The sequence below is a fragment of the Pelosinus sp. UFO1 genome, from assembly GCF_000725345.1.
In the GTDB taxonomy this organism is placed as follows: Bacteria; Bacillota; Negativicutes; order DSM-13327; family DSM-13327; genus Pelosinus.
On record NZ_CP008852.1, the window covers coordinates 867,779 to 890,828 of the forward strand.

Annotated in this window: 18 protein-coding genes; 15 read left to right on the forward strand and 3 right to left on the reverse strand. The window is 39.9% G+C overall.

Going from position 1 to position 23,050, the window contains the following annotated elements; all coding sequences use genetic code 11:
* The first annotated feature begins 134 nt into the window (after positions 1-134).
* Entirely contained in the window at positions 135-1,373 is a 1,239-nt protein-coding gene (locus tag UFO1_RS03875) for an MFS transporter (protein ID WP_071841983.1), read from the forward strand.
* A 150-nt stretch (positions 1,374-1,523) separates the two neighbouring features.
* Here the strand turns inward: UFO1_RS03875 and ulaG are convergent, their stop codons facing one another.
* Together ulaG and UFO1_RS03885 are read right to left on the reverse strand one after the other, a co-directional pair.
* Positions 1,524-2,588: an L-ascorbate 6-phosphate lactonase gene (ulaG, locus tag UFO1_RS03880; RefSeq protein ID WP_038668135.1), complete on the reverse strand. Its 1,065-nt coding sequence runs from the start codon at positions 2,586-2,588 to the stop codon at positions 1,524-1,526.
* A gap of 163 nt (positions 2,589-2,751) precedes the next feature.
* Positions 2,752-3,780, reverse strand: coding sequence for a hypothetical protein (locus tag UFO1_RS03885; protein ID WP_038668137.1), 1,029 nt, complete (start codon positions 3,778-3,780; stop codon positions 2,752-2,754).
* A 260-nt stretch (positions 3,781-4,040) separates the two neighbouring features.
* Here UFO1_RS03885 and UFO1_RS03890 point away from each other — a divergent pair, with 260 nt between their 5' ends.
* The 14 genes from UFO1_RS03890 (at position 4,041) to UFO1_RS03950 (ending at position 22,700) form a co-directional block, all read left to right on the forward strand.
* Positions 4,041-6,074, forward strand: a complete 2,034-nt coding sequence (locus UFO1_RS03890) for a BglG family transcription antiterminator (protein ID WP_038668140.1) — start codon at positions 4,041-4,043, stop codon at positions 6,072-6,074.
* A 43-nt stretch (positions 6,075-6,117) separates the two neighbouring features.
* A complete protein-coding gene (locus UFO1_RS03895) occupies positions 6,118-6,555 on the forward strand; it encodes a PTS sugar transporter subunit IIA (RefSeq protein ID WP_038668141.1) in 438 nt (145 codons plus the stop codon).
* Between the two features lie 129 nt (positions 6,556-6,684).
* A complete protein-coding gene (locus UFO1_RS03900; RefSeq protein WP_051788811.1) occupies positions 6,685-8,136 on the forward strand; it encodes a PTS ascorbate transporter subunit IIC in 1,452 nt (483 codons plus the stop codon).
* The gene (locus tag UFO1_RS03905) at positions 8,136-8,420 is read left to right on the forward strand and encodes a PTS sugar transporter subunit IIB (RefSeq protein ID WP_038668144.1); all 285 of its coding nucleotides are present in this window, start codon (positions 8,136-8,138) and stop codon (positions 8,418-8,420) included. Before UFO1_RS03900 ends, UFO1_RS03905 begins: the two co-directional genes overlap by 1 nt.
* A gap of 99 nt (positions 8,421-8,519) precedes the next feature.
* Complete coding sequence (locus tag UFO1_RS03910) at positions 8,520-9,371, forward strand: L-ribulose-5-phosphate 3-epimerase (RefSeq protein ID WP_038668146.1); 852 nt, start codon at positions 8,520-8,522, stop codon at positions 9,369-9,371.
* A gap of 32 nt (positions 9,372-9,403) precedes the next feature.
* Positions 9,404-10,102 (forward strand): L-ribulose-5-phosphate 4-epimerase, encoded by a 699-nt coding sequence (locus tag UFO1_RS03915; RefSeq protein WP_038668149.1) that lies wholly within the window; start codon positions 9,404-9,406, stop codon positions 10,100-10,102.
* 369 nt (positions 10,103-10,471) lie between these two features.
* Positions 10,472-11,617: a phosphatase PAP2 family protein gene (locus UFO1_RS25645; RefSeq protein WP_038668151.1), complete on the forward strand. Its 1,146-nt coding sequence runs from the start codon at positions 10,472-10,474 to the stop codon at positions 11,615-11,617.
* A gap of 625 nt (positions 11,618-12,242) precedes the next feature.
* Positions 12,243-12,329, forward strand: coding sequence for a K(+)-transporting ATPase subunit F (gene kdpF / locus UFO1_RS26180; RefSeq protein ID WP_071841984.1), 87 nt, complete (start codon positions 12,243-12,245; stop codon positions 12,327-12,329).
* Between the two features lies 1 nt (position 12,330).
* Entirely contained in the window at positions 12,331-14,037 is a 1,707-nt protein-coding gene (gene kdpA, locus UFO1_RS03925) for a potassium-transporting ATPase subunit KdpA (protein WP_038668153.1), read from the forward strand.
* Between the two features lie 16 nt (positions 14,038-14,053).
* Complete coding sequence (gene kdpB / locus UFO1_RS03930) at positions 14,054-16,084, forward strand: potassium-transporting ATPase subunit KdpB (RefSeq protein ID WP_038668156.1); 2,031 nt, start codon at positions 14,054-14,056, stop codon at positions 16,082-16,084.
* A gap of 63 nt (positions 16,085-16,147) precedes the next feature.
* Positions 16,148-16,726, forward strand: coding sequence for a potassium-transporting ATPase subunit KdpC (gene kdpC / locus UFO1_RS03935; RefSeq protein WP_038668159.1), 579 nt, complete (start codon positions 16,148-16,150; stop codon positions 16,724-16,726).
* A gap of 107 nt (positions 16,727-16,833) precedes the next feature.
* A complete protein-coding gene (locus UFO1_RS03940; protein WP_038668160.1) occupies positions 16,834-19,521 on the forward strand; it encodes a sensor histidine kinase KdpD in 2,688 nt (895 codons plus the stop codon).
* Between the two features lie 385 nt (positions 19,522-19,906).
* Positions 19,907-20,596, forward strand: a complete 690-nt coding sequence (locus UFO1_RS03945) for a response regulator (protein WP_038668162.1) — start codon at positions 19,907-19,909, stop codon at positions 20,594-20,596.
* Positions 20,597-20,855: 259 nt separating this feature from the next.
* Positions 20,856-22,700 (forward strand): APC family permease, encoded by a 1,845-nt coding sequence (locus tag UFO1_RS03950; protein WP_038668165.1) that lies wholly within the window; start codon positions 20,856-20,858, stop codon positions 22,698-22,700.
* A 70-nt stretch (positions 22,701-22,770) separates the two neighbouring features.
* On the opposite strand, the gene UFO1_RS03955 is transcribed toward UFO1_RS03950, so the two are convergent.
* Positions 22,771-23,046, reverse strand: coding sequence for a hypothetical protein (locus UFO1_RS03955; protein ID WP_038668168.1), 276 nt, complete (start codon positions 23,044-23,046; stop codon positions 22,771-22,773).
* Positions 23,047-23,050 lie beyond the last annotated feature (4 nt).

Below are 23,050 nucleotides of genomic sequence, written 5' to 3' on the forward strand. Positions count from 1 at the left end.
ATTAAAAAAAGAGAGTTCCTGAAGTTAGTAAAATTTATACGTCAAGGACCATCGCAATGTAAGTCTTTTTTTGAAAACTATTTTTGCTTGTTATTAATTTTGGTTATTTGTTTTTTAAGGAGGAGTTAGTTTTTGTGGAGAACATTATGGAAGTAGAGAAACTTTGGACGAGGGAGTTTATATTCAGTTGCTTGTCAAATCTATTCGTTTTTATGAGTATGTACTTTCTTTTACCAATATTGCCACTGTTTATAACCGAGGTTTTTGCAGGGGATAAGGGACAGGTGGGATACGTGTTTGGTATTTTTGCATTTGCAGGGGTTATTATAAGACCCGTGGCGGGATATTTATTGGATGTGATGGGAAGAAAACCCATAGCTTGGATTTCAATAAGTTGTCTATTTTTAGCCATGTTGTCCTATAATTGGATGACAAGTTTATTGTTACTCCTTATTTTAAGAGGCATTCATGGAGTATGTTGGGGAGTCTCGACTACATCTCTTGCAACTTTGGTAACAGATTCTATTCCCTTAAAACAACGTGGAGAAGGGATTGGGTATTATGGTTTATCCATTTCCGTTGCCATGTTTATTGGTCCTATACTTGGATTAGATATATTGCGGTATTTTGGTTATTCTATCTCGTTTTATCTAGGTACTGGTTTGGTAGCGATTGCCCTATTCTGTTTATTTGCGCTTAAAAGGCAGGAAGTTTATCCAGTGTCAAACGAGAAACATAAGGGAATGTTAGAAAAAAAGGTACTTTCCTATGCATTACTCGTGTTTTTTTTATCTTTGCTATATAGCGGCATTCTCTCTTTCATAGTATTATTTGCTAAGGAAATCAGCATAGAAAACTCAGAGGTGTATTTCCTTGCCAACGCTTTAACCTTGGTTGTCAGTAGACCATATGCGGGAAGAGTTTTAGACAAAAAAGGGCCAATAAAGATTATGTGTATCGGATTTCTAACATTATTTGCTACCTTTATATGCTTGTTTTTTGCTGAAAGCTACTTTCTGTTCATAATGTCCGCTTTGTTATTAGGAATTGGTTTTGGTATTGTCCATTCAACAGCAATTACTTTGGCAATTAACAAAGTCGATGCATCTAGGCGCGGAGTAGTCAACGGAACAATATTAACAGCTTTTGATTTAGGGGTTGGGATTGGTTCTATGTTGCTAGGAGTTTTGTCAAATTATGCGGGGCTGAAAATTATGTATTTGGTAAGTGGGTTTATGGTTCTTATACCGTTTAGTATTTTTTACGTAACACATATGATAAAAAACAAGGAAACAGTGGTAGATGGCAAAATCAAAGTATCTGGTAAGGTGCCTAGCAAAGAAGAAATTAAAACAATGTTGAAGCAGGAATAAATGTAAATAACGTTGTCCTAGAGTGATAGGTCTACTAGTTTGAAATCGGTGAGTCGGGATGAGGGTTCCATGGGCGAAGGAAAAAAGCAGGCTATTTCTTGATTACAAGAAATAGCCTGCTTTTTTAACTGATATAAGAGAGTACTAGGTTTAGAGAAAAGAAGGGAAAGGTAAATCGATATCACCTTCAAAGCAATCATCAAAACCACGAGGATAATGATATTCACGTTTGTCTTTATCGGCTGGGAAAACAAATTTTCCGCCCACCTGCCAAATGAAGGGTTTAAACTTATATTGTAGTCTGTCCTTTTTCATTTCAAATAGGACATTAATCTCTGCAGGATCTGCTTGGAAGTTAGACCATATATCATGGTGGAAAGGAATGACTACTTTAGTATTCAAAGATTCTGCCATTCTGAGTATATCAGAGGCAGTCATTTTATCTGTAATACCACGAGGATTTTCACCAAAAGAGCCTAATGCCACATCAACTTTATGATCGTTGCCGTGCTTGGCGTAATAATTTGAGTAATGAGAATCACCACTATGGTAAAGGCTTCCACCTGTTGTTTTTACAAGATAATTCACAGCTCTTTCATCCATGTTACCAGGCATTTTACCTGTCAAAGTTTCTCCTTTAGGGACGGTAATCAATGCTGTACGGTCAAAGGACTCAAGGACTACAAGCTCAGTATCTTTAATTTTAACCACATCACCTGGCTTGACAACAATGCAACGTTCTGCAGGCACACCCCAGCCAATCCAAAGATCAACGCAAGTTTTTGGTCCAATAAAGGGGACGGATGAATCGCAATTTTTCATGACTGCTGCTGCTACATTTACATCAATGTGATCATTATGATCGTGCGTTGATACTACTGCATCAATTTTATTAATAGCAAAAGGATCTAGAACAAAAGGTGCAACTCTTAGGTTTGGCTGTAACTTTTTGCCACCCGTCATTCTTGCCATTTGATGATGAGAATCCATCAGTGGTTTAGACTTGGTTCTTTTACCACTTCCACACCAAAAATCAATACAAATATTCGCGGAACCCTCAGATTTAATCCAAATGCCTGTACAACCTAGCCACCACATGGCAAATGTACCTGGAGCAACTATTTCTGATTCGATTTCTTCATTAAGCCATGTTCCCCATTCGGGAAAAGTACTTAATACCCAAGAATCGCGTGTAATTTGATCAATTTTACTCATTTTTCACCCTTCTTTTTATGGTTTTTTTTGTTTAATTATCGAAATTTTCTTAAATTATTAGATGGTTTTATCCTGATTTTAAAAGCAGATAAATAATCTTATGCAATAATGTATTGATTCAGCAAGTAGATGCAAGAGTTGGTTGGCAGTATGTTAACTATTTTCACTCAGTTATTTCGTAAATTGCCACCTCGCCAATTTCTCTGTTGGCAGCGAGAATTACGTCTGAGGTCTTCTTATTCAATACAGCTATATTGCTAGGACCTCCTGTATTATCTATGGTGAAATGCTTAATTTTTCCGGAGTCATCGTCCATTTGAAAGCAGTTCAATTCCCTGTTTCCTTTTCGGCCGCCGATAATAAATGAGGGTTTATTCAATATCTTTCCTCCCCAGACAACATGCCCAAATTCATATGCATGTTCGTGGATTGGAATCAATTTGCCATCTATAGATTTATAGATAATACCACGGCTGCCGTGAAATGACTCTATAGTTGCCAGTTCCATATGCCCGTCATTATCAATATCAAATACAGCAATATCGCTAACCTCATGGTTCAATAGTTGTTCTGATTCCCATACTTCACTATCCTTTTCAGGGAGGTAAAGAGCGAAAACGCCTTCTGATCCAGATATGAGATAAACATCTCGGTTGTTCCATTTTCCCCTGCAAAAACCATGATTTTTTGTAATGCCTTCCAGTATTGGTTTTAACGCAAAAGGTTTACATATCTCAGGGGGTATTTCTGCAACATAAACTTTGCCAGGTTTCGACCAGTCTTCCTTAGAGTCTTTATCTTCACACAGAGTTGCACCAATGAGAAAAAGTTTATTATTTAAAACAAATACGTCGAATCTGTGGAGATAAGGAATCGTCATAATAGGACGAATTGTCCATTTTGAGTCACTATCGCATTTGGCATGAACAATTTTTGATTCTTTTGCCTGAAATGTGGGAGTGAAATCTTGTGTTGCAATAAACTCATTTTTTCTACCAGGTATAGGCACAATATTCATAGTCCCCCCCGGTCCGGGCCAGACGTCACTTTCTTTCCAAGTATTTTCATTGAACGCTATGCAAGGGCCATAACCCTCGGTTGCAACTAGGTAGTTTGTCTCCCCGTTGACTTCCATAATTGCAGTTGCATATGCCTTGTCCAGTTTCCTTGAAAATCGTTTAGTTATTATCATGGTAACTCTCTCCTTTTCTCATAATCTAGGTATGAAAATGGTATGGCACATCATTTAAAATTTATTATAGCAGAATTCAGAATTAGTAAATAAGAACAAGTTTTGTACAGCCAATCTCGCAAAAATGTACTTGTGCGACACAATTTTGCATAAATGATTTTTCATTTATTGTTCTTTTTTTTCAGCACAGAACAATTGTATAATCAATTTAGAAAGTTTGAATAATTTAAAAAAAGTAGTGAGGAGGTGCAGCAGGAGACATGATCATTCTTAAAAGTCGGAGTAGAGCGATATTGAATTATATTTTGTCGCGGGATGGATATGTGACATTAGATGAAGTAGCAGAACAAATTCATATTTCTAAACGTGCTGTTTATTATGACCTCCACGAGATTATTGACTGGCTGAAAAGCAAAAATATCTCATTACTAAAAGTTGAAAGGCAGAGGGGCATATTTTTGAGCGCAGAGCAAAAATCACTTGTCCTTCAGCATCTTGGAAAGTCATCAAATACCGCATTTTATACCTTTTCACAGGATGAGCGCCTAGCGGTATTGATTTGCAAAATGTTAACATTGACGGAAGTTTGGCATGCTGACAGGCTAGCTAGTCTATGCAACGTTAGCCGCAATACTGTTTTGAGTGATTTGAAAGCAGCTAAAACTGCATTAATGGAATATAAGTTGAAATTGACTTATGGAATTAAGCAAGGGTATGTGATTTCAGGTGACATCATTCGACTACGAGCAGTTTTTCTGTACTACCTTGCTCAGATAATGCCACTGGCAAAGCGTGGGATTTTGCCATATTTACAAGATGAAGTTGTGAAGAAAAGCTTGGTCTCTTTGACAGCAATAGAACATGAGCTAGATACTGAATATGTGGATGGCACATTAACGCAACTGGCAATTTTGATTGGGATGATGATGCATAATAATGATCGAGTCATCATTGGATTCGAGCGAGAAGAGATTGTAAACAGTAAAGAGTTTCTATTGATCAATCAGTTCTTTCCCGAGCTTCCAAATGAAGAACAAGTTTACCTTGCAATACATCTTTTAGGAGCTCGTGTCCAATTTCCTAAGGAAATTACTGGTGAAGAGAAACATAACTATGCAGATATGTCAAGGATTGCCATGCGAATGATTCATGAATTTGAGCGACTGGCATGTGTTGATTTTAGTGAAAAAGACAATTTACTGCAGAAAATAGTCATTCACTTGGATAGCTCTTTTTATCGTTATCGTTACGGTATTTTAGAAGGAACTCCAGTTGTTGCAGAAATCGAAAAGAAATATCCAGAACTATTTGTCATTACGCAAAAGGTATCAGAGTCGTTAGCAAAAGCCATCGGTTATCCGATTCCTAAAAGTGATATTTCTTATTTGACGCTGCATTTCGGTGCACACCTACGCACGTCAGGACGAAAAAAATGTCTCATCAAGATTCTGATTGTTTGTCAGAATGGTGTAGCTACTGCCCAGATCCTTAGTAGGGAAATAGAGGAATTACTTCCTTTTATTGAAGTGGTTGACATTATATCTGCCCGTGAATTAAATGGATACAGCCAGCCCTATGACCTGATCGTTTCCACCGTGCAATTGTCAGCAAATTATCAGGCTTTAACAGTCAATCCCATACTGACAGTGGAAGACAAGCAGACTATCTTGGCACATGTATTTAGAATGCGAAAGTCCGTGCGAAAGAAAGATGATGCAGAACGGATTTTTGACATAGTAAAGCAATACGTACCAGAAGATATGCATTATAACGTAAAGAGGGAACTTGGCAATTATTTTAACGAAAAACATTCCTTATTTCGTGAAGTTCTCGAACAAGGACAACAGGGGTTGGCTGACCTGATTACACCAGGACGAATTCAATTAATAGAATCTATGGATGATTGGCGTGAAGGAATTAGTCTGGCTGCTGCTCCACTATTAGAAGAAGAGTTAATTAATGATTGTTATGTAAATGCCATGATTGAATGTGTTGAAAATTATGGTCCATATATTTTCATTACGCCTGATGTGGCACTTGCTCACGCTAAGCCTGAAGGTAATGTGAATGGATTGTCTGCATCAATGCTGCTGGCTCATGATGGTATCCTTTTCCCTGACAATAAAGTAGCACGGGTCATCATTGTATTAGCATTGATTGATGATGAACAACATTTGGGCGCAATGAAAGATATTTTAGATTTCTTTGGAGATGAGCACAATACGGCCAGGCTGTCCAATGCTGTTAATGAAGTGGTGGCCTACAGCTTGATCGCTGGTATGCCAACCAATTAGTGGAAGTGGATTAGTAAACCCATAATGAAAGGAAGCTGGTTTTATGTTTAAAGAATTGATCGCAAAACAACGTGTTGTATTTGCGGATGGTTTTGACCACTGGGAGGACGCCATACGGGCAGCAGCTCAACCCTTGCTGCGGGATGGTGCAATTGAAGAATCCTACATCGATGATATGATTGCCAGTGTTAATAAATTCGGGCCCTATATCGTGATTGCTCCTGATGTAGCTATGCCTCATGCCCAAGGCGGAAACGGGGTAAAGGAAACTTCTATTTCTTTTATGAAGGTGAATCGTCCGGTAAGTTTCAGTGCAAGCAGCGAACATGATGCGCGGCTGTTATTTGTCTTAGCTTCCATTGATAGTAATTCACATCTGGACATGCTGCAAGCTTTGGTAGCTGCTATTTCTGATGATAATATTCTCGCTCAACTGCCGAATACTACATGCGTTGCCGATTTGCAAAAAATGTTTGCATGAAGATAAATTTCTTTTTGTTGTTACTTTAAAAAAAGGAGAGTGATAGTGCCTTAGATTGGAATTCGATTTTATGGGCCTGATTTAATTCAATAAAGAGTATCCTATACAATATGAAATGGAGGATGAGAAATGGGAGATTTATATACAACGATTAATACAGCAAGTACAATATTTGCAAATAATATCCTGTCAAAACCGGAATTTTTCATAGGTATATTAGTTTTTATTGGTTATATGTTACTAGGTAAGCCAATTTATGAAGCCTTCGGTGGGTTTATTAAGGCGGCTGTTGGTATGATGATCTGGAATGTGGGGGCTGGCGGCTTGGTTAGCACGTTTAGACCGATATTAGCCGGCCTAAACGATCGTTTCCAGCTTAATGCGGCAGTTATTGATCCATATTTTGGCCTAAATGCTGCTAGTGAAGCGATTAAGATGATTGGTATGTCTCTTTCTTGGACAATGATCTCACTAATGGTTGGGTTTGGCTGGAACATTCTATTAGTTTTATTGCGTAAGTACACTAAGCTTCGTACATTGTTCCTGACGGGTCATATTATGATTCAGCAGGCGACAACGTGTACTTGGATCGTATTCTGTGCCATTCCTGAACTCAGAAATTTCAGTGGTGCTCTCTGGATTGGTCTTTTAGTTGGTACCTATTGGTCAGTTTTCTCTAATCTTACAGTAGAGCCTACAGAGGAACTCACTGAGAATGCTGGCTTTGCTATCGGTCACCAACAAATGTTTTGGGTATGGTTAACGAGTAAGATTGCACATAAATTTGGGAGTCCAGATAGTAGTGTAGAAAACGTCAAAATGCCTAAGTGGCTGACTGTATTTAATGATAATGTAATTGCTACTGGTACATTGATGCTCATTTTCTTTGGCACGATCATGGCAATTCTTGGCGAACCCTATATGCGCAGTATCGATAAGGCTGGTTTTCCAGCAACGTTAGCATTTGCTACCTATATTTTAGCTAAGTCGCTGTCCTTTTCAGTATACTTGTTTATTCTGATCAGTGGCGTCCGAATGTTCGTATCTGAGTTGACAGAGTCTTTCCGCGGTATTTCTGAAAAGATTCTGCCAGGAGCGCTGCCGGCGGTTGACTGTGCTGCAACCTATGGTTTTTCTTCACCGAACACTGTTTTATTCGGATTCATATTTGGCTGTATTGGTCAATTCATAGCCATTGCCGGATTGTTTATCTTCAAGGCTCCAATTATGATTATCACAGGTTTCGTACCTGTATTCTTTGATAATGCGACTGTCGCTGTTTTTGCCAATAAGTTTGGTGGGGCTCGCGCAGCTGCCATATTACCTTTTTGCACAGGTATCACTCAGGTCATGGGGGGAGCCATTGCTGCTTGGTATTTTGAACTTTATAAATACGGCGGATGGCATGGTAATATCGACTGGGATACCTTGTGGCCAGCCATTGGATTTATTATGAAAAATTTATCGATTCCTGGATTGATCCTTGTGATTGTAATGATGCTTCTTATTCCACAGCTTCAATATAGACGCAGTACAAATAAGGAACAGTATTTTAGAGTAACTGATGAAGGAGGATTATAATGATTAAGGTTGTTGCAGCTTGTGGTAATGGGATGGGGTCTAGTCAAATTATTAAGATGAAAATTGCTAAGGTGTTTAAAAAAATGGGGATTGAGGCTACGATAGATCACATGAGTGTCGGCGAAGCTAAATCTGCGGCCGCAGGGTATGATGTGGTATTCTGCTCTGCTTCACTAGTAGATAATTTTAAGGTCAAAAATAATAGAACCAAAATCGTTGGTTTAGTGAATCTACTATCGGAAGCTGAAATTGAGGCAAAGATTATAGAAGAAAATATTAAATAGCAACAAGTAAGGATGCACCAGTCAATCCTTAGGTGCTGCACCTTTGATTGGTTGCTAGGATTTATAATATTTTTAATTTATGAAGTTGTGGTGAGAAAAGTGGAAAATTTATTAGGACTTTATGAAAAGGCTTTGCCGAAAGATATGGATTTGTCTACTAAATTGCAGACAGCTAAAAAACTAGGTTTTGATTTCATCGAAATTTCCATTGATGAGACAGATGAACGACTGTTTAGACTGTATTGGACTAAAGAAGAAAAACGCCAGTTGTTACAAGACATGGCAGAACTAGGAATGCCGATCATGTCTATGTGTTTCAGTGGTCATAGGCGATACCCTTTAGGCAGTCGTAATCAGGAAGTAAGAGAACGGGCATTAGAACTTATGGCCAAGGCCATTGAGTTTGCAGGTGATATAGGAATTCGTGTCATACAAGTTGCCGGATATGATGTGTATTATGAAGAGCATGGTGAGGACACACTCGCCAATTTTATTGAAGGGTTAAAGCAATCTGTGGCCATGGCTGCTAAGCATCAGGTTATACTAGCTATTGAAATTATGGATACGCCCTTTCTCAATTCTATACAAAAATATATGGTATATGAAAATTTAATTAAGTCACCTTGGTTAGCTGTATATCCTGATATCGGAAACCTTAGCGCATGGGGGAATGATGTAGGGTATGAGTTAGAGATTGGTCATTCCCGTATTGTTGCTGTTCATGTGAAAGAAACATTAAACGTCACTGATAGCTTTCCTGGTAAATTCCGTGATACCTCTTTTGGTACAGGGGATGTAGATTTTGTTCCGATATTTAAAAAATTAAAATCACTAGGATATAGCGGACCTTTCCTTATTGAAATGTGGGCAGATACTTTTGAAGATCCACTGATTGAAATAGTCAGATCCAGGGAGTTTGTTCTTGATAAGCTCAAAGAAGGCGGATTTTAATAGTACGGGATTAAATTAGTAAAAGGGAGGAGATTATGGATAAATTAATTCGGGAAGTATTAGAAGCGAATCTTGACCTTCCACGTTATGAAATGGTGACTTTTACCTGGGGAAATGTTAGTGCGATTGACCGCAGCCGCGGATTGATCGTGATAAAACCAAGTGGGGTACCTTATGATGTAATGGCAGAAGAACATATGGTTGTAATTGATCTAGAGAATAATGTTGTGCAGGGTGACTATAGACCATCTAGTGATACTAAGATTCATCTGGAAATCTACAAGGCATTTCCAGAGGTTGGTGGTGTTGTTCATACCCATTCTCGCTGGGCCACTATTTGGGCCCAGGCCAGACGGGGGATACCAGCCTTCGGTACGACTCATGCTGATTACTTTTTTGGTGAAATTCCCTGTACTAGAAATCTCACAGCAGAAGAAATTAACACTGCTTATGAACAGAATACAGGCAAAGTCATCATCGAAACCTTTCGTGAACGTTCCATTGACCCTGTTGCCGTACCTGGTGTATTGGTGAGCGGACATGGGCCTTTTGCCTGGGGGAAAAGTGGTGAAGATGCCGTGCATAATGCTGTTGTTATGGAAGAGGTAGCCATGATGGCCATGAACACATTGCAGTTGAACTCTAGTTGCCAACCTCTTGAACAAGTACTGCTTGATAAACATTATTTCAGAAAGCATGGGAGTAATGCTTATTACGGACAAGAAAAATAGAGTGAAATATTAAACACCTAAAAGAACAAGCAAGCCGAGACGTAATCTCGACTTGCTTGTTCTTTTAGGTGTCGGTTACTTGTTTTCCATTTATGTAATAATGATATAATAAGTGGTGGATTGTGATACTGTATTAAAATGATCGAGATATCAGATGACTCTCCTAAGATCTAGATGATCTGATGTATAATATAACGATGATAAGAGTATGGGTACTATCTCCGAGATGGAGATTGATCTATCGGATTTTACATCTAAATTTGGGAATACTGTAGTTGATTCATGCAGGAGCCTCTTATAATCCTCCTGTTGCTTTGGGTTAATGAGCCCAGGTTAATTAAGGCTAAAAATTTGATACGGGGGATGTTTATGGCTCAATATGCGCGAGTGGTCAAATGGATCGTGTTTACTTTTATGAGTTTACTTATTCTTACGAGTGTTTGTTTCAGTGCTACTAGGAAAGGCGTAGAAGAATTTCCCGATGTCTTTGTGCACGAGAATACTTCTATTGGGGCGGGGCAAGCCATAGGCAAGCTTATGGTGGCTGGAGGCGACGCAAGCGTAGGAGGAACGGTAACGGATGGCATTATTGTTGTGGATGGCAACTTAATAATAAAATCTGGGGCAAGGATAACCGGGCGAGTTGTTGTACTTGGCGGAAGCGCAATGATTGAGCAGGGCGCAAGTGTTGAATATAAGCCATGGACAATCGTGCCACAGGGGCATCCCTTAGTGCCGGTAGTGGTGGGGGGGCTTTTTCTAATTGGGGCGGTAAGCCTCATCATTCTACCGGTACTATTTTGGATCATTGGTCATTTATTTAAAAGGACCAAGTGGTATTCTCCAATCAAAGAAAAATTCTTAGCAATAGAGCGGCGGTGGCCAGCGCTTTATATTGTAGCAAGCTTAGGCATTAGCGCTTTAATGTTAACGGTGTTTGGCATACTTGCTTGGGAAACCTTATTCCACAAAGAAATGGTGTTATTTGATGATAGCTTTGTTTGGCTTATCCGCTATTTCGCGAATCCCACCCTCGATAAAATAATGATTATAATTACCAATATAGGATTTGGCACAAGCTACATTGTAATTGTGGCTATTACTCTTTTACTACTTGCATATCTTAAACGCTGGCGGGAGTTGGGGGCACTGACTATCTGTTTAGCAGGTGGAGGGTTGCTTAGTTTTCTGTTGAAAATTTTGTTTCATCGTACTAGGCCAGACTTGTTTCGGGTTGTGCAGGAGACTGGCTATAGCTTCCCAAGCGGTCATGCCTTGGCAACCATGTGTTTCTATGGGATGGTGGCATTTCTAATTATGCGTACTATAGATTCTTGGCGAGGGCGGCTGACTGTTATGACATTGGCAGTAATTTTGAGTATGTTAATCGGTATAAGCCGTATTTATTTAGGTGTTCACTATCCCACCGATGTGATAGCAGGATATGCCGCTGGTTCAATGTGGCTTGCTTTTTGTATATCACTCTTAATGTGGTGGGAGAGAGCGCGGGTATAGATAATAAATTGAAACACTATTTGCTAATCAAGCAAATAGTGTTTTTTTACGGAATCAGAAAGTATAACACTTTCTTGATTCCAAGTAAGAACGACTAAGGCTTCTGCCTGCGTCCGAGGACTTGGCACAAGCCAAGTCTTTTCTTATCTTTACTTTCTTTTGACACAAAAGAGTTATTTCCTGACGCCATCCTTACGGCAAATCATGCTACTATCAAGGTGAAAATAGTTATGGAGGCGACAACGATGGTGGATTTTACAACTATGTTACAAATCAAACTAGTACTAAGTTTGATAATTATGATAGTAGCATATTTTACCTGCATTTCTTTTGAGAAAGGCATTGAGTTTTTTAAGCACTATAGATAGCATCACTAGCTACATCTTGTTTATCAATTTTAAAAAGAAGGTGAATAGTATGACAGAGGTTTTTCCTCTCTTTACATTTTTTTTAGGATTTTGCATTGGTTTATTATTATGGCCTAAACTTATAGGATTTAAATAAGATCATTCAATATTTACAACTTCTTTACAAGGTAACGCGGCTTCTTTACTGCATCTTTACTTAGAATGGAGCTAATATAAAGGTGTAGTAATTAATTTATCACGAGAAAGAGGGGATACAAATGGCTGACTTATGGTTAGCTGGAGGGATCACGGTTCTTCTACTTTTATACTTAGTTTATGCATTAATGAGACCGGAGGAGTTTTAATATGATTAATGATATAATGATGTTCGCCTTTTACATTGTGGTTTTGCTACTGTTAGCCCTGCCTCTCGGAAAATATATGGCAAAAGTATTTTCGCAAGAAAAAACTATTTTTGATTTTGTGTTAAAACCTATAGAGAAAGTAATCTACCGGATTACCGGAGTAAAAGAAACCGAAGAAATGAATTGGAAGCAGTATGCTGCTACTTTAATTATTTTCAATCTTTTCGGTATGATTTTGGTTTTTATGATCCAAGTATGGCAGGATATTCTGCCATTTAATCCTGAGCAACTGGCTGGGGTTGATCCGTGGCATTTGGCTTTGAATACGGCAGTAAGTTTTATGACGAATACAAATTGGCAGTCTTATTCCCCAGAAGCCACAATGAGTTATTTTACGCAAATGACTGTATTAACAGTACAAAATTTTCTTTCTGCAGCAACTGGCCTTACGGTAGCAGTAGCCCTAATCAGAGGTCTTACTCGTAAAAATGCTAAAACTATAGGAAATTTTTGGGTTGATATGGTACGCAGCATTATGTGGGTGTTACTGCCTCTAGCTATAATTTGTTCTACCATCCTTGTAGAACAAGGTGTGCTGCAAAATTTATCACCTTATGTAACCGTTCAAACGCTGGATGGTGCCGATCAAAAATTGGCTATGGGGCCTGTAGCTTCTCAGGAAGCGATCAAAATGTTGGGGACCAATGGCGGTGGTTTTTTTAACGCCAATTCGGCCCATCCTTTTGAAAATCCGACTCCTGTAAGTAACTTTATCGAGATGCTCAGTATATTCCTGATTCCTGCTGGGTTGGTATTTACTTTTGGACATATGGTGGGCAATAAGCGTCAAGGTTATGCGATTATTGCTTCTATGATTCTGCTGTTCATTATTATGCTTGGTACTCTATATACGAGTGAGTTAAACGGGAACCCCATTTTGAGTTCTATAGGAGTAAGTAGTCCCACATCTATGGAAGGGAAAGAAGTTCGCTTTGGCATAGGGGGATCGGCACTCTTTGCTACGATTACCACAGCTGCTTCCTGTGGTGCGGTTAATAGTATGCATGACAGCTTTACCCCCCTCGGCGGTCTAATTACTATGTTACAAATTAAGCTTGGTGAGGTAATCTTTGGCGGCGTAGGCGCAGGCTTTTATGGCATGATGATGTTTGTTATCATCACCGTCTTCATTGTCGGTTTAATGGTTGGAAGAACCCCTGAATACCTTGGTAAAAAAATTGAAGCATGGGAAACAAAAATGGCAACGATTGCTATCTTGATTCCCTCGGTTATCATTCTCATTGGTTCCGGTATTGCATCAGTCATCGATCAAGGTACATCAGCTCTTACAAACTCTGGACCACACGGTTTGAGTGAAATTCTCTACGCATTTGCCTCTGCTGCAGGGAATAACGGTAGCGCTTTTGCGGGATTGAGTGCTAATACACCTTTTTATAACTTAATGCTGGCATTCAATATGGTTGTAGGGCGCTTCGGGGTGATTATTCCCACTCTTGCGATAGCAGGCAGTATGGCTGCAAAGAAGATTTCGCCGCCAGGACCTGGAACATTCCCTACTACTGGCTGGTTATTTGTTGTTTTGCTAGTGGGCGTAGTTTTAATCGTCGGAGCCCTAACATTCTTACCAGTGCTGTCATTAGGGCCGATTATTGAACATTTGTTAATGCTAAAAGGTACAACGTTCTAAAAGGAGAGTAGAAATTATGAGTACTCGCGAGAGTTTTAATAAGGAAATACTAGGCGTGGCAATCCGTGATGCCTTTCGAAAGCTAAAGCCGGCGACACAATTCAGAAACCCGGTCATGTTTATCGTGTATATTGGTTCGTTTTTAACCACTGGTTTAATGATACGGGATATTGTGGGAGGAAATACAGCCCATGTTGGTTTTTCCTTGCAAATAGCCTTATGGTTATGGTTTACCGTATTATTTGCTAATTTTGCCGAGTCCGTTGCTGAAGGTAGAGGCAAGGCCCAGGCCCAGGCTCTACGAAATGCACGAACCCAAACGAAAGCTAATAAAGTAGTTGATAATACAACGAAACAGGTAGACGCTGCAGATCTGCGTAAAGGTGATCTAGTAATGGTAAAAGCCGGCGAATTTATTCCTGGTGATGGTGAAATTGTTGAAGGAATGGCATCTGTAGATGAAAGCGCGATTACCGGAGAATCTGCTCCCGTAATCCGTGAATCAGGTGGAGATAAATCAGCTGTTACTGGTGGTACACGGGTATTGTCTGATTGGATTAAAGTACGAATTACCGCTAACCCAGGCGAAACATTTCTTGATCGTATGATTGCGCTGGTTGAAGGTGCCAAAAGGCAGAAAACTCCTAATGAAATAGCCCTTACCATTTTACTTGTTGGTTTAACCCTCATTTTTTTGGTTGCTGTAGCCACAATTGAGCCATTTGCGGTTTATTCCGGCACATTAATACCAATTCTAATTTTGATTTCTTTGTTAGTTTGCCTTATTCCCACGACCATCGGCGGACTTTTAAGTTCCATCGGGATTGCTGGTATGGATCGTCTTTTGAAAAGAAACGTATTGGCAATGTCCGGACGTGCTGTTGAAGCTGCGGGTGATGTTAACGTATTGTTATTGGATAAAACAGGCACCATTACACTGGGCAATCGGATGGCAACTGAATTTATTCCTGCACCTGGCGTAGATAAAACTCAGCTTGCTGACAGTGCTCAATTATCCTCCCTTGCAGATGAAACTCCTGAGGGACGTAGTATCGTTGTATTAGCAAAAGAGAAATATAATTTAAGGGAACGTGATTTGCAGGCATTAGGTGCAGAGTTTATTCCCTTTACGGCTCAGACGAGAATGAGCGGAGTGAATATTAAGGGAGAACAAATTCGCAAAGGATCCATGGATGCCATTCAAAGATATATGACTGAACAGGGGGGCATGTTCCCAGAAACGGTAAAAAGCGATTGCGAAAAAATTGCCAAATCAGGTGGTACTCCTCTGGTAGTTGTCCAGGGAACCCAAGTTCTTGGGACAATTTACCTGAAAGATATTGTTAAAGGCGGGATTAAAGAGCGCTTTAAAGATTTGCGGCAAATGGGTATTAAAACGGTCATGATTACAGGGGATAATCCTCTTACCGCAGCTGCGATTGCGGCTGAAGCCGGAGTCGATGACTTCTTGGCTGAAGCTACACCTGAAGCTAAATTGGCATTGATTCGTGAATACCAGGAAAAAGGTATGCTGGTAGCTATGACGGGAGATGGAACCAATGATGCTCCGGCACTAGCCCAAGCGGATGTGGGTGTAGCCATGAACAGTGGTACCCAAGCTGCAAAAGAAGCTGGTAACATGGTTGATCTTGATAGTAATCCGACAAAACTGATTGAGATCGTAGAAATTGGCAAACAACTGCTGATGACTCGGGGAGCGCTGACAACTTTCAGTATTGCCAATGATGTGGCTAAATACTTTGCAATCATTCCAGCTATGTTCCTAGCGGCATATCCGGAAATGAATGTCTTTAATATCATGAATCTGGCTACATCGGAGAGTGCTATTTTAAGTGCGGTAATCTTTAATGCCCTCGTTATTGTAGCTCTTATTCCGTTAGCCTTGCGTGGCGTAAAATACCAACCATTAGGAGCAAGCGTAATTCTTAGAAGAAACCTACTGATTTATGGTCTTGGTGGGCTGATTGTACCGTTTATCGGCATTAAAATCATTGATATGATTATTGTTGCCTTGGGATTGGTATAATGCCTTCATTACCAATCATGTTCTTTTAGAAAGGCTAATTTATTGAGAGGAAGCGAACGAATTATGTTAAGACAAATGTTAAATGCATTTGCCATGTTGCTAGTTTTTACTATCATTACCGGCTTGGCTTATCCTTTAGCCATGACTGGGTTGGCACAAGCTTTATTTCCCTTTCAGGCTAACGGTTCCATCATTGTCCATGATGGTAAGCCCATTGGATCAGCACTAATTGGACAAAACTTTACAAGTGCTAAGTATTTTTATGGTCGTCCCTCAGCGGCAGGAGCAGATGGTTATGATGCTGCCAGTTCTGGTGGCTCTAACCTTGGACCGACTAGTAAAAAACTTGTTGATACAGTCGCAGGCAATGTTGCAAAAGTTCGTAATGAAAATCAGCTTGATGAGCAAAAACTGATTCCATCTGATCTAGTTTTGGCTTCGGGTAGTGGACTGGATCCGGATATTTCTCCAGCAGCAGCCCAAATGCAGATAGGACGGATAGCCAAGGAACGAGGATTATCTGCTGAGGAAGTTCGTAATCTTGTAGATCATCATATAAAAAAACGTCAGTTAGGTATTTTGGGTGAGCCAAGGGTCAATGTGCTTGAACTCAACTTAGCACTTGATGCGCTGAAACACTAAAGATATTTTAAAAATACTACAATTACGAATTATAAAAAAATGTTGTGTACTTTAAACCTTTGTGGTTCAATTGCTTTAGAAACGACTAACATAATGGAGGCAATGACATGCCTGAGGAAAGTAAAGAAAAAAAACGTCCAGATCCTGATGTCTTATTAACGAAGCTAAATAAAGAAAACAGAGGTAAGCTGACGGTGTTTTTAGGTGCAGCTGCCGGTGTTGGTAAAACCTACACCATGCTAGAGATTGCCCATGAGATGTTGGCTTCTGGTGTAGATGTTGTGATTGGTTGGGTAGAGACCCATAAACGTGTGGAAACGGAAAAAATGGTGGAGGGTTTACCTCGTTTGCCGGCAAGGGAAATTGAGCACCGAGGTAGGACTTTGCATGAAATGGATATTGATGCTATTTTGGCGCGTAAACCGAAAGTAGTGTTAGTTGATGAACTGGCCCATACTAATGTGGCCGGTTCTCGCCATGTCCGTAGATTTCAGGATGTAGAAGAAATATTAAATGCTGGCATTGATGTATCTACGACACTAAATATTCAACATATTGAAAGTTTAAATGATATTGTCGCCCAGATTACAGGGGTAACAGTACGGGAAACGGTGCCTGATAGTATTGTGGAGCAGGCTGATCAAGTGCAATTGATTGATATTCCCCCCAATGAACTCATTAAGCGCTTGAAGGAAGGCAAAATATATATGCCTCATCAGGCAGAATTGGCGTTGAATAAGTTTTTCCGCCCCGGGAACATTAATGCCTTGCGGGAACTGTCTCTTCGCTTTACAGCATATCGAGTGGATAAAGAATTAAATGAATACATGCAGGAACATGATATTCCTGGACCTTGGCCAGCAGGCGAGCGGGTGATGGTCTGTGTGAGTTCTAGTCCCTTTTCGGCTCAGCTTATTCGGGCAGCACGGCGGTTGGCTCGTGGTTTACAAGCTGAATTATTGGCTGTACATATTGATACACCAAGACGTCTAGAACTTAGCGAGAAGGAACGGGATCGTATTTTTCGTAATATGCGCCTGGCAGAGGAATTAGGGGCTAAAACCATAAGTGTCGTTGGTAAAGATCTGACTGAAGAAATATTATCAATGACACGGGAGTATAATGTCACTCATCTAGTAGTTGGTAAACCACTACGTGGACGTATATGGGAGTGGTTAAATGGCGGTGCGGTAGTAAATAAACTCATCCGTTATAGTGGTGGTGTTAACATTCATGTTATTCAGGGTAACACAGAGGTAAAGGATGAGCCGAAATTTAAAACCTTAGCAACAAAAGCAACGATTCCTTTATGGAATTATATGGCCGGTGTGCTAATGATTTTCTTAATTACTGCTGGTAATTGGTTGTGGCGTGAATATATTGAGTCTATACATATGATGTTATATTTAGTGCCTGTACTTTTGTCGGCAGTATGGTGGGGGAAGGGACCATCTTATGTGGTGGCATTAGCCAGTGTATTACTTTTTGATTTTTTCTTTATTCCACCTTTTTTTAGTTTTAGCGTAGCAGATCTTCGTTATCTGTGGAGTTTACCACTTTTTCTCTTAGTATCTTTTACTATCGGCGGACAAACTGAAAAACTTCGTCTAGAGGCTATGTTAGCTAGGCAGCGGGAAAAGACTACTCGAGCACTCTATTCTTTCAGTCGTGAGATTGCAGCAGTAGTGGAGGTTAATGCTATTGTAGGTATTTTGGTCGAGCAAGCATGGCAGACTTTGGAACGACCTGTGGCAGTATTTCTACCCCAGGATAATGGTACTTTACTGTTGGCCGCTGAAGCAGGGACCAAGAAAAGTGGCATTGATACAAGTGAGCAGGCGGTGGCTATTTGGGCGTATGAGCATAGCGAAATTGCTGGACGTTGTACAGAAACCCTTCCAGGTGCTAGATACATGTATTTGCCATTAACGACAAGTGATAACACGGTTGGTGTTTTAGGTATTCGGATTCAGGAAAAAATGCTTACTCCCGTGCAGAGGCGATTGATGGAAGCATGGGCAGGATTGGCAGCTATTGCTGTGGAACGAGTTAATTTAGCCGATCAAGCTAGGCGCGCTGCCTTATTAGTAGAATCAGATCAATTACGTACTGCCCTATTTAATTCTATTTCTCATGAGCTTAGGACGCCATTGGCATCGATAATTGGAGCAGTTTCCGGTCTTTTAGACGTGGAAGGTATCTATTCAGGAGAAGATAGAAAAGAATTGTTAGAAACCGTGAAAGAAGGGGCAAATCGTATGGATCGCTTGGTAGCCAATCTTTTGGATACTGCTAGATTAGAAAGTGGTATGATGCAGCTGAAAATCGATTGGTGCGACATTGAAGATATTACAGGTATTGCTCTAAGGCGGGTCGAAGAATCTCTTAACGATAGAGCTTTACTTGTTAGAATACCTGCAGATCTACCGTTGGTGAAAGCTGATTGCGTTCTCGTTGAATTAGTGCTAGTAAATTTACTGGACAATGCTTGTAAGTATTCCGCACCGGGGAGTGAAATTGTAATTACTGCCAGTCAGGACGAAAAGGTAGTAAGAGTATCAGTAGCTGACCGAGGTCCAGGTATTCCATCTGAATATTTAACACGTGTTTTTGATAAATTTTATCGGGTAGAACAGCCTAAGAGCGTTAGCGGTACAGGCCTAGGTTTATCTATATGTAAAGGAATAATTGAAGCTCATGGGGGAACAATTCATGCCGAAAATCGACCAGGTGGTGGTACAGTGATGACCTTTGCCCTTCCCTGTGATGAACAGCCACCTTCAAATATGGTATAATATAGAAAACAATATATGATTTTTATCCGATGACTAAACCGCTCTAAGACTCCCATCTTCATCTCGTTAACAGTCTGTAATACCCTTCCCTCTGGTCAGGATAACAGTCTGTAAACTCGAAGTAAGTTCGCTCTAAGGATTTTCGAATCCAAGGCTCACTTATCTCGTTAACAGTCTGTAATTCCCTGCCCTTGACGGTCAGGGAAACAGGCTGTAAACTCGAAATAAGTTCGCTCTAAGGGTCTCCGGACCCAAGGCTCACTTATACAAGTGGGAGTTAAGAGCGGCTAAGTCCCTGGATAAGTGCGACTAAAATTCAGGTGGAGTTAAAACTCCATCTGAATCAAGTCTTATTTATTTTCTTTGGAGGAGGGTGGTGTAGATAATGGAAAAAGGAGCACGAATTTTAATTGTTGATGATGAACCTCAAATTAGGCGATTGTTAAAAGTCTCATTAACTGCTCATGCCTATGAAATTGATGAATGTCAAAATGGACAGGAAGGAATCAATAGAGTAGCCATATTTAAGCCTGACCTGATTCTTCTGGATTTGGGATTGCCTGATATGGACGGAAAGACAGTAGTGGAGTCAATTCGTGAATGGTCAAAAGTACCTATCATTATTCTGACTGCCCGTGATCAGGAAAATGAAAAAATTGCAGCACTAGATGCTGGGGCAGATGATTATGTTACGAAACCATTTAGTATGGGAGAATTGTTAGCACGCTTGCGGGTAGCTCTAAGGCATACTGTAACGGTGGAAAGTTCTCCAGTGATAACTTGTGGTGAATTGATGATTGATTTAGTTGCTCGTCATGTAACTCGAAATGATAAAGAAATAAAATTGACACCTACAGAATATGAGATATTAAAAATATTAGCCCAGAATATTGGTAGAGTATTGACTCATAAACAGCTATTAAAGGCAGTATGGGGTACCGCTTATAATGAAGATACTCATTATATTAGGGTGTATATTGGTCAGCTCAGACGTAAGGTAGAGGAGAACCCAGCTCAACCTAGATATATTATTACAGAGTCAGGTGTCGGTTATCGGTTAATGACTGGGATTTAGGAGAGACTTAACGGTAGAGATATAAAATCTCTGCCGTTATTTTTATTACTGGTAGAATTAAATATTCTTCATTTGAACATATATAATCTTAGTGTAAAGATTATATAAAGATTGTGCAATCACACTTCCATTTTCAATAAAATATTGTATACTTAATCTCATGCAAAATAACAGTTTATATTCGGTGGCCACCTTGTAAATTGATAGTATAATATTGAATATTTTACCAAAAGATAATACTCGTAGGGGTGGATTAATTATGATGAAATTTGTTCGGCGAATACTGATTGGCAGACCGTTACATAATCAAGAAATGAGCCATGAAAAGCTCCCTAAATGGAAGGCTTTGGCAATATTTTCTTCCGATGCCCTCTCATCTGTGGCTTATGGCCCTGAGGAAGTCATGATCATGCTAACACTTCCGGGAATTATAGCTTATGGCTATTTAGCACCAATCAGCTTGGCGATTTTGGCTTTGCTCGCTATTGTCACTTTTTCCTATGTACAAGTAGCCAAAGTGAACCCCGGCGGCGGTGGTTCCTATTCTGTAGCGATACATAATCTTGGCGAAATGCCAGCACTAGTAGCTGCAGCTGCCTTATTTGCTGATTACACACTTACTGTGGCCGTAAGTGTTTGTGCTGGTACAGCTGCTCTTGCATCAGCTTTTCCTGCATTGGCGGCACACCAAGTAGGGATTGATTTAGCCGTTTTATTTTGCATTTTAATGTTAGTGAATCTAAGAGGAGTCAAGGAAGCCTCTACTGCCTTTGTTTACCCAACCTATGCATTTATTTTCGGTATTATCGCTTTGATTTTTACGGGAATATACCAAGCTTTGACTGGGCAGCAGCCCATTATTCCGCCAGAATCCTTGGCTAAGCAATTTGATTGGACAATGTTGGTACTACTTTTACGTGCCTTCGCTAATGGCTGTAGCTCTATGACTGGGGTAGAAGCCCTTTCTAATGGTGTACCTATGTTCCGCTCTCCTGAAGTACGTAATGTAACAATAACGACATATTGGATGTCAGGTATTCTAGGCTTTATGCTTATGGGTATTTCCTTCCTAATTATGCACTTTCATATTTTACAGATAGAAGGCGTAACCACCTTGTCGCAAATTGTTGAAATGACCTTTGGACGAGGTTGGGGATATTATTATATCCAAATCACCACCATGATCGTATTATATTTAGCGGCCAATACCTCGTTTAATGGTCTACCTTCTCTTTTATCCCTTCTGGCTAAAGACGGCTATATGCCACGCTATCTAGGAATCAGGGGTGAACGTTTGAGTTTCTCCAATGGCATTGTCCTACTCAGTGCGATAGCTGGTCTGTTAATTTTTATTTATGATGGGAGTACTGAGCATCTAATTTCCCTATATGCTATCGGTGTTTTCCTCTCATTTACCATCGCCCAAACAGGTATGGTTGTCCATTGGCGTCGGGAAAGAACCCCTGGTTGGATTATGAATGCTACTATAAATACAATTGGTGCCATCGTCACTGGAATCGTCGTGCTTATTATCGGTATTACCAAATTTTCCCACGGAGCCTGGGCTGTTATTGTGTTTATTCCGTTTATGATTTTTATTTTCAAGAAAATTCGTTCTCACTATATTGATATGTCTGAACAACTACACTTACCAATGGAAGACTTTGACCCTGCGATTGCTACTACTTTTAAAGTAGGTAGAAATATGGTCATTGTACCTGTTGCTACTCCCACCAATATCGTAGCGCAAACCCTCACATATGCGAAAAGCATTAGTAAAGATATTGTTGCCTTACATATTGCTACTGATGAAGTAGATGCTCAAAAGGTAGCAAAAAAATGGCATGACTGGAATCCGGGTGTTGAGTTAGTAACAGTTTATTCTCCCTACCGCTTAGTAATTCAACCACTACTTGATTACATCATCCAACTAGAGCGCCAAAAAGAACCAGAAGATTATATTACAATTCTAATCCCTGAGTTCCAAACAAAAAAATGGTGGCACCGTCTGCTTCACAACCAGACAGGTTGGGTGCTCCGTACTTTACTAATTCTAAAGGAAAATGTGATTGTGACTAGCGTTCCCTTCCACTTGAAAAAATAGAATGAAATTTGCTAAAGGAGCAGCTTCAAAATAGAGGCTGCTCCTTTATTTATGGTACGTTCAGGTGGCGCTAATTATTAGGTCTGACTTTAAAATTAAGTTGATGAATAAAATGAGGATGGGGACTAAATAAGTGCTTAAGTTCATCTATACTGACAACTTCCGTTGAAACGATAGTGAATTCTCCCAGAAAAGTATGGAGTGCACCACAAAAAATCAAATCCGTATTTGTAATGCTTACTTCAGTTACCTTACTACCTAGAATCTTTTCATTCATCCAATCCACTACTGTGGAAATTTTAACATCTTTGTCAATCTCAAATGTCACCATCATTTCTTGTGTCATGATA

Excerpts from the sequence above, each read along its gene's own strand:
- kdpF (WP_071841984.1), top strand. The coding sequence starts at position 12,243 with ATGGCTGACTTATGGTTAGCTGGAGGGATCACGGTTCTTCTACTTTTA.
- UFO1_RS03945 (WP_038668162.1), top strand. The coding sequence starts at position 19,907 with ATGGAAAAAGGAGCACGAATTTTAATTGTTGATGATGAACCTCAAATT.
- UFO1_RS03905 (WP_038668144.1), top strand. The coding sequence starts at position 8,136 with ATGATTAAGGTTGTTGCAGCTTGTGGTAATGGGATGGGGTCTAGTCAA.
- UFO1_RS03900 (WP_051788811.1), top strand. The coding sequence starts at position 6,685 with ATGGGAGATTTATATACAACGATTAATACAGCAAGTACAATATTTGCA.
- kdpB (WP_038668156.1), top strand. The coding sequence starts at position 14,054 with ATGAGTACTCGCGAGAGTTTTAATAAGGAAATACTAGGCGTGGCAATC.
- kdpA (WP_038668153.1), top strand. The coding sequence starts at position 12,331 with ATGATTAATGATATAATGATGTTCGCCTTTTACATTGTGGTTTTGCTA.
- kdpC (WP_038668159.1), top strand. The coding sequence starts at position 16,148 with ATGTTAAGACAAATGTTAAATGCATTTGCCATGTTGCTAGTTTTTACT.
- UFO1_RS25645 (WP_038668151.1), top strand. The coding sequence starts at position 10,472 with ATGGCTCAATATGCGCGAGTGGTCAAATGGATCGTGTTTACTTTTATG.
- UFO1_RS03955 (WP_038668168.1), bottom strand. The coding sequence starts at position 23,046 with ATGACACAAGAAATGATGGTGACATTTGAGATTGACAAAGATGTTAAA.
- UFO1_RS03885 (WP_038668137.1), bottom strand. The coding sequence starts at position 3,780 with ATGATAATAACTAAACGATTTTCAAGGAAACTGGACAAGGCATATGCA.
- UFO1_RS03950 (WP_038668165.1), top strand. The coding sequence starts at position 20,856 with ATGATGAAATTTGTTCGGCGAATACTGATTGGCAGACCGTTACATAAT.
- UFO1_RS03895 (WP_038668141.1), top strand. The coding sequence starts at position 6,118 with ATGTTTAAAGAATTGATCGCAAAACAACGTGTTGTATTTGCGGATGGT.
- ulaG (WP_038668135.1), bottom strand. The coding sequence starts at position 2,588 with ATGAGTAAAATTGATCAAATTACACGCGATTCTTGGGTATTAAGTACT.
- UFO1_RS03890 (WP_038668140.1), top strand. The coding sequence starts at position 4,041 with ATGATCATTCTTAAAAGTCGGAGTAGAGCGATATTGAATTATATTTTG.
- UFO1_RS03940 (WP_038668160.1), top strand. The coding sequence starts at position 16,834 with ATGCCTGAGGAAAGTAAAGAAAAAAAACGTCCAGATCCTGATGTCTTA.